This window comes from Aequorivita sublithincola DSM 14238 (assembly GCF_000265385.1).
Classification (GTDB): Bacteria; Bacteroidota; Bacteroidia; order Flavobacteriales; family Flavobacteriaceae; genus Aequorivita; species Aequorivita sublithincola.
Window position 1 is genome coordinate 1,371,271 of sequence record NC_018013.1, and the last position, 12,875, is coordinate 1,384,145.

12 protein-coding genes are annotated in these 12,875 nt (G+C 35.3%); 5 read left to right on the forward strand and 7 right to left on the reverse strand.

The genetic code is table 11. The features are described 5' to 3' along the window. Nucleotide 1 precedes the first annotated feature (1 nt). On the forward strand, nt 2-493 hold the full coding sequence (locus AEQSU_RS06355) for a thioredoxin family protein (RefSeq protein ID WP_014782035.1): 492 nt from the start codon (nt 2-4) through the stop codon (nt 491-493). 5 nt (nt 494-498) lie between these two features. Here AEQSU_RS06355 and AEQSU_RS06360 read toward each other — a convergent pair whose 3' ends face one another. Further along, the gene (locus tag AEQSU_RS06360; RefSeq protein WP_014782036.1) at nt 499-1,233 is read right to left on the reverse strand and encodes a TerB family tellurite resistance protein; all 735 of its coding nucleotides are present in this window, start codon (nt 1,231-1,233) and stop codon (nt 499-501) included. 349 nt (nt 1,234-1,582) lie between these two features. On the opposite strand from AEQSU_RS06360, the gene AEQSU_RS06365 reads away from it, so the two are divergent. From AEQSU_RS06365 to AEQSU_RS06380, 4 genes are all read left to right on the forward strand, one after another. Then, a complete protein-coding gene (locus AEQSU_RS06365; RefSeq protein ID WP_014782037.1) occupies nt 1,583-1,993 on the forward strand; it encodes a BrxA/BrxB family bacilliredoxin in 411 nt (136 codons plus the stop codon). Between the two features lie 20 nt (nt 1,994-2,013). Then, the gene (locus tag AEQSU_RS06370) at nt 2,014-2,259 is read left to right on the forward strand and encodes a hypothetical protein (RefSeq protein ID WP_014782038.1); all 246 of its coding nucleotides are present in this window, start codon (nt 2,014-2,016) and stop codon (nt 2,257-2,259) included. A 79-nt stretch (nt 2,260-2,338) separates the two neighbouring features. Next, complete coding sequence (locus tag AEQSU_RS06375) at nt 2,339-3,082, forward strand: lysophospholipid acyltransferase family protein (protein ID WP_245529126.1); 744 nt, start codon at nt 2,339-2,341, stop codon at nt 3,080-3,082. Then, a complete protein-coding gene (locus AEQSU_RS06380; protein WP_014782040.1) occupies nt 3,082-3,744 on the forward strand; it encodes an HD domain-containing protein in 663 nt (220 codons plus the stop codon). The genes AEQSU_RS06375 and AEQSU_RS06380 overlap by 1 nt, the downstream gene beginning before the upstream one ends. A gap of 71 nt (nt 3,745-3,815) precedes the next feature. Here the strand turns inward: AEQSU_RS06380 and AEQSU_RS06385 are convergent, their stop codons facing one another. From AEQSU_RS06385 to AEQSU_RS17065, 6 genes are all read right to left on the reverse strand, one after another. Next, nucleotides 3,816-5,651, reverse strand: coding sequence for a chloride channel protein (locus tag AEQSU_RS06385; protein WP_245529128.1), 1,836 nt, complete (start codon nt 5,649-5,651; stop codon nt 3,816-3,818). Nucleotides 5,652-5,991: 340 nt separating this feature from the next. Further along, the gene (locus tag AEQSU_RS06390) at nt 5,992-8,262 is read right to left on the reverse strand and encodes a S9 family peptidase (protein WP_014782043.1); all 2,271 of its coding nucleotides are present in this window, start codon (nt 8,260-8,262) and stop codon (nt 5,992-5,994) included. 285 nt (nt 8,263-8,547) lie between these two features. Beyond that, nucleotides 8,548-8,964 carry a hypothetical protein gene (locus AEQSU_RS06395; protein ID WP_014782044.1) on the reverse strand — a complete coding sequence of 139 codons (417 nt, stop codon included), beginning with the start codon at nt 8,962-8,964 and terminating at the stop codon, nt 8,548-8,550. Nucleotides 8,965-9,176: 212 nt separating this feature from the next. Next, entirely contained in the window at nt 9,177-10,895 is a 1,719-nt protein-coding gene (locus AEQSU_RS06400) for a helix-turn-helix domain-containing protein (protein ID WP_014782045.1), read from the reverse strand. A 181-nt stretch (nt 10,896-11,076) separates the two neighbouring features. Further along, the gene (locus AEQSU_RS06405) at nt 11,077-12,147 is read right to left on the reverse strand and encodes a PA0069 family radical SAM protein (RefSeq protein WP_014782046.1); all 1,071 of its coding nucleotides are present in this window, start codon (nt 12,145-12,147) and stop codon (nt 11,077-11,079) included. Between the two features lie 67 nt (nt 12,148-12,214). Then, nucleotides 12,215-12,835: a TMEM175 family protein gene (locus AEQSU_RS17065; RefSeq protein ID WP_014782047.1), complete on the reverse strand. Its 621-nt coding sequence runs from the start codon at nt 12,833-12,835 to the stop codon at nt 12,215-12,217. Nucleotides 12,836-12,875: the final 40 nt, after the last annotated feature.

A 12,875-nucleotide genomic window follows, 5' to 3' on the forward strand; every position in this document is an offset into this window, starting at 1 on the left:
ATTGAAGTTAATATTTGTTTTTCATATTTTGTTTATAGTGTTAGGCAGTGCCGCTTTTTCGCAACAGGAAGAAGCGGTTCACTGGCTTAATTTTGAACAGTTGGAAGACTCACTTCAAACCAATCCTAAAAAAGTATTTATAGATTTTTATGCTGATTGGTGCGGCCGTTGCTTAAACATGCAAAGGGAAGTTTTTACTGATGAAAAAATAATTAAAATACTGAAAAAGGAATATTACGCAGTAAAAATGAACGTGGAAAGCACGGATACAATTTACTTTGGAAATGAAATTTTTATTAATGAAAGACGAAACAGAAGAAATCCAATACATCAAATCCCATTATTGATGGCGCGTCAAAAAAACAAAACATTTTCCCTACCTGCAATTGTTTTTATGGATGAAAAATTTCAGGCAAAATCGCGCTATTTTCAATATTTGAATGTGGAGCAACTTAACGAAATTTTGGAAAAAAGTAATTTTGAAAATTTCTGAATAGATTAAAATCCACGCTCTTTCTGCAATTGCTCATAAGCTTCCTGCACTTTTTTGAACTTTTCTTCACCACCTTTTTGGTGCGCTTCGTCCATATGTTGTAGTTTGTCTGGATGGTATTTTTTCACCATTGTGCGGTAAGCAGTTTTTATTTCTGAAGTTGTGGCGGTTCTTTCAATTTCCAAAATCTTGTAAGCACTGTCTGGATTTTTAAAGAACATTGCTTTTATGCTTTCAAAATCGCGTGCGTAAATTCCTAAAAATCCTGCAATTCTATTAATTTCATTTACTTCAAGAGTTGAAACACTGCCGTCTGCATTTGCAATACTGAACAGAAAGTGAAGAATCTGTAAACGACTTTCATATCGGGTCCGTTGGCGTAAGAGAGTGCAAATGTTTTGTGCTGAAATTTCATGCTTTTTTATTACATCGTTAAAAACCTTGAAAGTTGCATTGGCACGTTCCCGTCCATAAGCTTGTACAAAATATTGGCGAACGTAATCTAGCTCACTTTGGCTTACGCTTCCGTCTGCTTTTATCACTAGAGAAGCCAAAGAAAGTAAATTCAGTTCAAAATCTGCCGGAGTTACCTCTTGCTGGGATGTGCCGAATGCAGACTGAAAAGTCTTTCCTTTTTTTGAACTGAAATTATCAATTAGGCTTCCTAATAAAAACCCAACAATCGCACCGGGAAAACGGTAAAGTGCATATCCAAGAACGGCCAATAACCATCTAAGCATAAAATGTAATTTTTCTTTTTAAGAGCCGACAAAGGTAACGCTTTTACGCACCAAATCTTAAACCTCAATCTCGATAGTTATTGGGACCGAATAAAAAGAAGCACCAAATCACAAATCACAATCCCGATATTTATCGGGACGAAACAAATGAAATCTCTAAAATACAAGCATCTAACAACAAAAGGAGAATGAATATTTTGACTTTTAGATTGGAGATTTCCATTTAGTCTAAACAGCAATACGAATGAAGCTTGTTCTTTGGAATTTCCATTTTGTTAATTTGGAATTTATCTTTTAGAGAATTTGTATCTTTGCAGTCAAATTTTAATACACTTTAAACACAAATATTATGTACCCACCCGATTTAGTAAAACCAATGCGCGAAGACCTAACAAGAGTAGGTTTTTCCGAACTACATACCGCAAATGACGTTACAGAAGCTTTGAAAATGGAAGGAACAACTTTAGTTGTTGTAAATTCCGTTTGCGGATGTGCCGCTGCTAACGCGCGTCCAGGAGCTGCAATGTCTATTCAAAACGATAAGAAACCAGACCATTTGGTAACTGTTTTTGCGGGCGTTGACCGCGAGGCTGTAGATGCTGCTAGAGCCAGTATGGTTCCGTTTCCTCCAAGTTCTCCAGCTATGGCACTTTTCAAAAATGGCGAATTAGTGCATATGTTAGAGCGTCACCATATTGAAGGTCGTCCGGCACAAATGATTGCTGAAAACTTGAAAAACGCTTACAACGAATATTGCTAAATATTTAAATTCAATTTTTTATGAAGTTGAGCAAGCCTTTAGTTATTTTAGTTGGCATCTTGGCATTAGGAGCTTTGGGTTATAATTTTTATGACAACCCAAGAGTTTCCCATCTATTCGGAAAAGAAATAAATGATTGGTATTACAGAGCTTTTTGGATGCTAATTATAGCACTTTGCGTTTATAATTACATCGAAATTGATCGAAATACTTTGAAAAACAAATCGAAGTCGATCCCGAAGTCTCGGGAAAATTCCAAACATTAGAGTTTTCAAAAATTGACACTGAAATATGTAAATTTAAAAACCGTCTTTTTTAAGGCGGTTTTCTTACTTTTGAAAGCTAATGATGGCACTCTCAAAAATTATAAGTTACCCTTTTACGGTTTTGTTTTACCTGCTTTTTGGTATTACAATCACTGTTTTTCATCCTATTCAGTGGGCTGCTTTTAACTGGTTTGGTTACCAGGCTCACAAAAAAACGGTGGATTATCTCAATTGGACCTTGCTGCGTTGCCTGAACGTCTTGGGAACCACTTTTCATATTGATATCAATACAAGCATCCCGAATAATGTGCCAATAATCATTGTCTCCAATCACCAAAGTATGTGGGACATTTCGCCGATTACTTGGTATTTGCGCAAATATCACCCCAAGTTTATTTCAAAAGTAGAATTAGGAAAAGGAATACCTTCCGTTTCATATAACTTGAGACACGGCGGTTCTATTTTGATTGATAGAAAAAACCCACGGCAAGCAATTGTTGAATTGGTGAAGTTTTCAAAATATCTTCAAAAATTTAATAGAAGCGGCGTAATTTTTCCTGAAGGAACCCGAAGCAAAACAGGAGTACCTAAACCTTTTAGAAGGTCTGGCTTACAAACGCTTTTCAAAAAAGTGCCAGACGGATATGTCATTCCCGTTACCTTCAATAATTCTTGGAAATTACAACGTTGGGGAATGTTTCCAATACAAATGGGCGTTCGGTTAGAAATGACGGCGCATCCGGCAATAAAAATTGCAGATTATGAAATTGAAATGCTGATTGATAGAGTAGAGGAAACTATCACTTCAAAAATCCATAAATAATGTCTTCATTTTCTTCGGAAGAAATAATCTGGAATACAATCAATTTCGTGAAAGCAGAATTGAAGGATGCCGAAGGAGGCCACGATTGGTTTCATATTGAACGAGTTTATAAAAATGCATTGCTCATTTCTGAAAGTGAAAACGTTGATAAAACCATTGTCGCTCTGGGCGCTTTGCTTCACGATATTGCCGATTCAAAATTTCATAATGGTGATGAAACCGTTGGACCAAAAAAAGCAAAAGATTTTCTTACTTCTGAAAATGTTTCCGCTGAAATAATAGAACATGTTCTGAAAATTATTGAAAATATTTCTTTCAAAGGTGGTAATAAATCTCAAGCATTCCATTCGAAAGAATTAGACGTTGTGCAAGACGCAGATAGACTAGATGCGCTTGGAGCCATAGGAATCGCTCGAACTTTCAATTACGGTGGTTTCAAAAACCGAAAGCTTTACGATCCTGAAATTTTACCTAACTTAAAAATGACTCCTTCAGAATATAAAGCTTCTGAAGCACCAACAATCAATCATTTCTACGAAAAGCTGCTTCTTTTAAAGGACAAAATGAATACCGAAACCGGACGAAAAATCGCAGAAGAAAGATACCAATTTATGGAAAGTTTTTTGAAACAGTTTTATGCGGAATGGAACGGAGAATTATAAAACTCTGTGTCCTCGTGGTTATATATTCACCACAAACACCCAGAGGACACAGAGAAATATGAATTATAAATTTATTCCGAATACTCCTTCAACAACTTCCGATAGTTATTCAAAATCGCAGAACGGCTCACAAAACCATGGAACCTTCGTTCTTTATCTAACATTGGTAATTGCCAAACATCCGCTTCATCAAACATTTTTATAACCTGCATAACCGTATCTGTGTCGGAAACAATAAATGATGGATTTATGGAAAGATCACTAACGTGAATTCCGACTATTGATTCCTTTCCAAGCAAATAAGGTCGCAATCGTTCTCTATTTAAAATACCCCAGAATTGGTTACCTGCTTCCACGACAGCCATTGTATTTTGATCGCTATTTCTAAACTTTGCCATCACAACATCCATCGTGTCGGTAGTATTTATAACCAACGATGAGGTGTTTAAACAATCACGAAGAGCGATATGTGATAGAATGTTTTGGTCCTGTCTTGTTGTAAAAATTTCACCTTTGTCCGCAAGTGCTTTATAAGCTGGATTTATTGGTGAGAAAAAGCGGTTTATCACATAAGCCATAACCGAAACGATCATTAACGGAATAAACAAATCGTAGCCACTGCTTGTTTCAGCAATAAGAAAAATTCCGGTTAATGGTGCGTAAAGTGCTCCAGACATAACGCCTGCCATACCAACGAGCATTAAATTTGTAATTGGCACATTTGGCATTCCCATCATTTCCAAAGCAAAGCCGAAGAAATAGCCTAGCAAACCTCCTGCAACTAGAGAAGGAGCGAAGTTACCACCATTACCTCCTGAACTGAGCGTGATGCTTGTTGCAAATGCCTTCAAAAGAACGGTTAAACCTAGAAAACCTAAAACAACAAGTTGTGAAGTTTCAAAATAACGAAACAGACTTTCGTGGATTAAATGATCTATATTTCCTTGATGAAGAATTCGAATATTCAGATATCCTTCCCCAAAAAGCGGCGGAAATGCTACGCATAATAACGAAAGAAGAGTTCCACCAATAATCGCTCGTAACAGAATTTTGCTTTTAAATCGTTCAAAGAAATGATGAACTTTCTGACCAACTACAATAAAATAGCGAGCGTAAAGACCAGTGAGTAGACCAAGACCAATATAGTAGGGAATATTTCCGTAGTTGAAAATTTCGCGTGACGGTAAATTGAACAAGACATCATCATTCAAAATAATCGTTGATAGCAAACTACCACAAATGGCAGCAATTACAAGCGGAATAAAATCTGTGAAAACCAGACCCACCAGCAAAATTTCAAAAGCAAACATAACTCCGGCAATAGGCGCATCAAAAGCCGCAGCTATTCCGGCAGCAGCTCCAGAAGCGAGCAATAATGTGCGTTCCTTAAAACCCAAACGATACCGTTGTGCATAGTTTGACCCAAAGGCCGACCCAGTTACGGCGATAGGCGTCTCAAGTCCAACGGAACCACCAAACCCAACCGTTACGGCACTCTGCACAATTTGAGAATACATTTTGCTGGGGTTTACTTTGCTTCCTTTTTGGGATATATCTTTTAGAATAACGGAAAGCTCTTTTTCTTCATCACCTTTAAAAAGATATTTTACAATCAGGGCAGTAAGGATGATACCAACCAATGGGGCGATTGCAAAAACGTATATCCTTTCTTCAAAAGGGAGGTCGTTATTTACAAAGGATTGAATTTTATGAACTAGAATTTTTAATACAACGCCGGCAAATCCTGCACTTAAGCCAACGAGTATTCCTGAAAGGATAAGAAATTGAGAACGCGTTAACTTCTCGCGAATCCAGAACAACAGTATTTCTACAAGATTAAATTTCCGAAAAGGATAGTTAACGAATGCTTTCTTAAACTGCAAAAAGCTAACTATCAGTTTTTTCACTTTGTAAACCATTTGGTTTTAGTCTGTTGAATTAAAATTTTAAATGTAATTTAAATTTAAACAAGAGCTTAAACGGAACATTTAAAAAATGGGTTCAAAGTTAAAGAACATTGTACAATATATAATTAAGAAATTTGAGAGATGCTTGTTTGAAGTTTTTTTTAAAATTTGGAAAATAAAAAACTCTGTGCTCTCTGTGACTTTGTGGTTAAAAATTACTACAGAGGCACAGAGGACACAAAGTAAAAAAACCTACCAAGTTTGAATTCTTGAAAGGTTTTATATTTAAAAGAATTTTTTAGTCTTATATCTTACGTCCTATAGCGCAGCGGTCTTAAGTCTATTTCAAATGCTCCGCAAAAAAACCCATCATTGTTTCATATAAAGCTAGTCTGTTTTCTTCTTTTCCAAAACCGTGACCTTCATCATATTTTACCATATAAGGCACCTCAACGCCTCTCTTTCTCAAGCTTTCAACAATTTGGTCAGCTTCATCAATATTTACACGTGGATCATTGGCTCCTTGAACTACGAACAGTGGTTTTTTGATTTTATCTACGTGTAGCGCTGGCGACACTTCATCCATGATTGCCTTTTCTTCAGAAATAGTTGGGTTGTACCAAATCTTGTAAAGCATTGCTTTGTATTTTTCCCAATACGGAGGAATGGTCTCCATAAAAGTGTGCAAGTTACTTACGCCAACATAATCCACTCCACAAGCATACAAATCTGGGGTTTTGGTCATACCGCGAAGCACTGCGTATCCACCGTGACTTCCGCCATAAATGGCAACTTTGTTCTTATCTACCCAACCTTCTTTGATTACATACGCAATTCCATCTTCCACATCGTCCATAGCCTTTCTACCTATCTGCCCGTATCCGGAATTTTGGAATTCCTTTCCGTAACCTCCTGAAATCCTAAAATTTACATGCAATGTTGCATAGCCCCGACTGGCAAATAACTGTGCTTCTGGATTAAAACCCCAACTATCACGAATGCCTTGTGGACCGCCGTGTGGATTTACAATCAATGGTAATTTTTGTCCCTTTTTATAGCCTTGTGGCAAGGTAATATATCCGTGAAGCGTCAATCCATCCCTACTTTTAAAGGTGATTGGCGTCATACTAGCCATATCTTCAGCTTTCAGGTTTGGCAGTATTTTATAGAGCAACGTAATTGTATCCTTTTCTACATCGTATAAATAATATTCCCCAACTATTTTATCGCTGGTGATTACAACCAAATACTTGGATTCATCATCTGTTTTGCCTTGAGTAAAAAACTGCTTGTCGCCAAATTCCTTTTTAAGGCGTGCATAGATTTTTCTATAGGTATCACTTACTGGTACAACTTCTGTCTTTTCACCTTGATAATAGAAGAAATCAATTTCATAATTACGTTTTCTGGAAAGTGAAAGTCCAGAAACATCGAAGTTATCGTTTTTGAATATGGTTTTAATCTTTTCGTTCTTTTTAAGATCGTAAAGTTGGATCTCCGCTTTGTCTGTTCCTAAATTTGAAAGCACATAAGCATCATCGGGGTTTTCTGAGCTTGGGTTAAAATCGGAAATTCCAAAAGAATCGACGAAATCCACAACCATCATTGGTTTAAATTCCCCATCAATCTTATAAAGCATTTCTATGTTTACACCATCAACCATTCTGCCGATGCCACGAAGATTACCTTTTTGGTCAAAAGCATAACCCGCCACCGGTGGACTACCAGCTTCTACGGTATATAACTTTGTAGCCTCTCCAGTATTTATATTTAGGCGATAGGGTTCTTCTTGTTCAAGATTATCCTTATTCATCTGAATAATAATATGGTCCTTATCGTCTTTTAGCATTTCTAGAACACCTACTCGCACACCCTCATAAGGAGTAAGTTCATTTTTGTTTGAACCATCAACATTCACTCCAAACAAATGGTAGTTTTCGTTTCCACCTTTGTCCTGCAAAAAAAGAATGCGGTTTTCATTCGCCCAGAAAAAGCCACGAATCAAATTTTCTCCTTGCTTAATTAGCAAGCGCTCCTTTTGGGTTGCCGTTTCTTTTAAATAAACATCACGCTCCCCAGTTTCTCTTCTTTTCATATATGAGAGGTATTTTCCGTCAGGGGAAAGATTAAAGGAAAAAACGTCTGGTGTTTTAAAATAATCTTCAACGGAATATTTATAATTTCCGGTTTCCATTGCTGCTAGTTTTTCAAGCTCCGCATCGGTGGAAGGCAACGCAGTATTTCCTGGTTTTGTTTTTACTGTTTTTTTCAATGTAAGTGGATATGTTTGCCCCATTTGTTCGTAGGAACCAACGATGGATTCTCCCGAAACTGTGCCTTTATAGATCAGTTTCATTTTTGCTGAAGTAATGGTGACTTGATTATCCTGCAAAACTACAGAATCAAGTACTATATCACTTGCTCCTTGGGCGGGAACATCAAGCGTGGCGGTATAACCATTGTCTTTGGGTGTAATATTGATAATAAGTTCCATTTGCATTCCCTGAACATCGAGCGTACCACTGTAGGATCCGTTTAGTTCCTGCGCATTTATAGTGCCTGATAGAAACAGGACCGTTATTGCAATTGTATATTTTAAAAGTGTTGTCATAGTTTTTTATTTTTAGAAAATTAGTTTAACGATTAAATAAATTGAAATACCAATCACAATTCCTATTGCGAATTTAACGATTTGTATTTTATTGGGAGTCTTGGTTTTAGGCTCCAATTCTCGCGGTTGGGTTTTTTGATTGTTCGTTTCCATAATTAGTGATAGTGTAAATGAATGTATTCTGTAATAAATATGTAGCCAATAAATGCAAAGGCCACGAACGAATGGATTGTCTGTTTTTTTGAAATTTTCATAATTGTAAATTTTAGTGTTATTAATTAGTAATTACAATATTTTACCATCTTTAATTTTTACTGATTGTATTTGATTTTCAGACTTAAAATTGAAAGTGATTAAATCGACCGAATCATAATTTTCCACTTCATTGGTTAGAATATCATTCAATCTATTTACTTCTTTTTCTGCGGAAGAAGTAAAATTGCAATTCATTAATGTGAAATCCAATTTGGTATTGCTGAAGCCGTCTTCTTTACTGAATTGAATTCCGGCAAAACTATTTTCAGATTTTATAAGTTCACAATTACAATTTTGTTGAAGTGTAGTCTCAATTGAATTTACCAATCTAGAATTTGACTTTACCATTTTACCAACTCCGAAACCAAATGAGATTCCGATAATAAAACCTAAGGTTAATTTCAGGATTATCTTTTTTGTGTTTTTTTGTTTGCTTTGTGTTTTCATATACAATTTGTTTTAGTGGTTAATTTCTGAAACAAATGTGCAACACAAAGCACTATAATAAAAGAGAAGCTTACCCATTTTTAGAAAACTGGGGTAGTATTAAAAAAGCGTTATACATTGAGAACAGTACGTTTTCGACGTATTTATACTTTTATGAATGAGTGTGAATATATAAACCCTACATTTATAAATTTAGGGTACCGAAGAGATATTTAGGTAATATTCTTAATTTCTTTGATGTAAAAAGAAGGATTCAATCCTGTGTCTTGTTTGAAGTATTTAGTAAAAGAATCTGCCGATTTATACCCTACTTCTTCGGCGATAGATTGAATGGAATACGATCTAAAAATTACATCATTCTTAAGCCGGAGAATGGTATAATTTATTCTGAGGTCGTTAATATAGGTATTGAAATTTTTACCGTAATGACCGTTAATTACTTTTGAAAGGTATGAGGTATTTGTATTTATCTTTTTTGCCACGTTGTATGAATTGCATTCTTGCTTTAGGAAATATTCCTGCTTCTCAAGTTTTTTGAGTCCGTCGAGGATTTGTGTTTTTACTTCGTCAGAAACATCGGTGGCGTTTGTTTCTTCTAAAACTTCGTCTTTTGTATCAATAATATTTTCAGGTTTTTCGGCAGCTTTAATTTTTGCAAGCAATGCTTCAAACTTAATTTCGTTTGTTTTTTTGTTTCGATAGAATTTTAGCAGGAGAAAAAGAAGTCCTAAAATAATTATTGAAGCTCCTAAAAATAGATAATTGAGGTTTGATTGACTTTCTTTTTTTTCTGCTTCCAGTGTTTTTAATTCGTTTCTAAATGCTTCAATTTCCTTAGCTTTTGTTGCAGCTTTTACTTCCCCTTTTATCTTATCAAATTCTGATGCAGATTTTATGTATTTTTCAAAATAAAAATTGGCTTTTTCTAAATCTCCAGTTTCTTTATAGCTCACGGCTAAAAGATTGTAATAATCATCCATATAGCCTTCCTCAGAAGGTTTTACTTGATAGGTATCCAATGCATTTTGTAAGATGTTTTTTGCTTCCTTAAAGTTGCCTTCTCCGTGAGCCACTTTGCCTAATGCATAATTCATCCGTAAAGTCATTAATGGGGAATTCAAGTCGCAGAGTTTTGAAGCAGTCCTAAAATTTTTCTTTGCCTCACTATAGTTTTTCTCAAAAAAATCAATCTCGCCTCTTGTTAAGTAAAGTACGCGTTGATTGCAACTATCTTCTGGCGTTATCAATTTTGAAATTAAGGTAGAATAGTGTTTGGCAGAATCTGCTTCTTTTATTTTAAGAAACGACCTAGAAAGTTGCGAATATCCATTAACAAGAAAGGTCTTTTTTGCAGTGGCTGTGAAAACGGAATCAATCGCCTTATTTTCATATATTGAAATAGATTTTTTGCCAGTATCTATAGCTTTTTGCACATCGCCAGACAATTGGAGTATATATGAAATAAATTGCAATATTCCTTCTCTCAAAAATTCATTATCGGTCTGTTCAACTAATGAAAGTGCCGTGTCTAAATATTTTAAAGCATTGGAGGCATTAGAAAGCCCCATCTCAATTTGCGCACCCAGAACATAAGAGCTAATAATTTCTTCTTCAAGTTTGTTTTCTTGTGAAAAATTCAAGGCTCTTTCAAATTGTTCCTGTGCTTTATCAAAATCTTTGTTTCTTTCATAGGCACTACCAAGAGCTTGAATGCCTAAAAATTCTTTTTTCTTGTCTTTTGCTCGTTTTGCTTTTAAAATAAAGGCGTTGGACGCATTAGCAGCTTTTATAATATCATTGTCTAAATACTTATTTATAGTGTCGCTAATAGCTTCATAAGAAAGTTGAGAAAGGTCGGTTCTCTCCTGTCCAAGAAAGAAGGAACAGTTAAAGAAGAAGCAAAAAAGAAGTAGTTTTTTAATAAAATTCATAACTAAATTAGTCGAATTTTTCGGCCAATATGGACATTCCAAAGTTACTTATTTATGAATAATGCGAAAGCTATTCAAAGGCTTTAAAATAATTCCCAGAGTTTATGTACATAAAACTCTGTGCTCTCTGTGTCTTTGTGGTGAAATATAACCACAGAGCCACAGAGAACACAGAGGAAATTCAAAACAACTTCATCTGTGGATTTTTAAGTTGTAGAAAATGTGAGACATCCAAAGGTTCGGGTTTTTTATTTTTCAGAAAACGTTTTTTAGCGATCGTCATGGTATCCTTTACTTGCTCACTAATGGTTCCTTCGCCTTTCATGCGTCTTCCCCAGTTGCTATCGTTGAGGTTTCCGCCGTGGCATTCGGCTATTTGGTTTAAAACGCGTTCTGCTTTATCGGGAATAGTTTTATGAGCCCAATCTTTGAAGATTTCTGCAACTTGGCCATTTAATCTTACAATTGTATAACCAATATCTACCGCTCCAAGTTCTGCTACTTTTTTTACCAAAGGAAGAATTTCATGACTGTTCAATGAAGGAATTATTGGAGCCATCATAACACGAACCGGAATTCCATTTGCTGAAAGAACTTCAACCGTTTTTAATCGTTGATTAATACTCGCCGTTCGTGGTTCTAACAATCTGCGCGTATCTTCGGAAAGTGAAGTGATGGAAATATTTACTGAAATTATATTCAGTTTGGCCATTTCCGTTAAAATATCTAAATCGCGAAGTATCAATGAGTTTTTAGTGATAATTCCAGTTGGATGTTTCCACTTTAGCATTACTTCCAGACATTTTCTTGTAATTTCAAGCTTGCGTTCTAATGGCTGATAACAATCTGTATTTCCTGAAAAAATAATGGTTTCTCCTTGCCAATTCTTCGAAGTTATTTTTTCTTCTAAAAGCTGTGGTGCATTTTTTTTGAAAAGTATGTTTCGTTCAAAATCCAATCCCGCGCCATACCCCCAATATTCGTGGCTATTTCTGGCATAGCAATATACACAGCCGTGCTCGCAACCTTGATATGGGTTTGCCGAATAACCCATCCCAACGTCGGGACTATTCACTTTGTTTACAAATGTTTTTGGGAAAACTTCAATATATTTTGTTTTGTTTTTGTCTGCTTCTTCGCCTTCCGCTTCACAGAAATTTAAATATTCATCCAGCACTTCGTGACTATTTTCGAAGAAGCGATTGTGAACATTTTTCTGTGCGCCACGACCTTTTAAAAATTGATCAGACATAAAAAACTTTGAATATAGGGTTTATCCAAAGTTAGCAATATTTGGATATATTCCAATTATACTTGGATTATATCCTTGTTAATTTTTTCTTTTTTCTGAAAATAATCTTTTTACCAATAGCTTGAAATATAAATAGAAACACGAAAAAGAATCTTGCGAAAACTGGAAAAACAAAGGAGAGAAGGAGCGCAAATGTCCAAACGAATACACTATTAAATGCCCGAAATTTCAACCACTTTTGTGTTATAGGTTTAATTTTTTGGGACGTGCTCTTTAATATTGAAAGAAGCATAATATAATTAATAGTGCTTAACAGAATTAAATTGGAAACATAAAAAATAAAGCGTACATCTTCATAAAAACCACCTACAAAAAAGGATGTTGAAAATGGAAGAAGAACAATTGAAAATAGAAGATAAATATTCAGCCAAAAAAGTCTGTCTGTGAATTTATCAGCAAATCTTGAATACGTAAGATAAAATTTCCAATAACGCGCAATTACCAAAAAGCTAATTATAAAACCCATAAAATTTGGAATGAGCGATTCCAACAAAACCATTGAAGATTTTGAACTTTCAACATAATTATTTGGCAACGAAATATCTAGTATTAGCAGGGTTATAGCAATTGAAAACACCGCATCGGTAAATGCAAAAATCCTGTGGCGCTCAAAAGTGAAATCATCCATTCAATAAAGGTACGGTAGACCTTGGTAAATTTATTCTCTT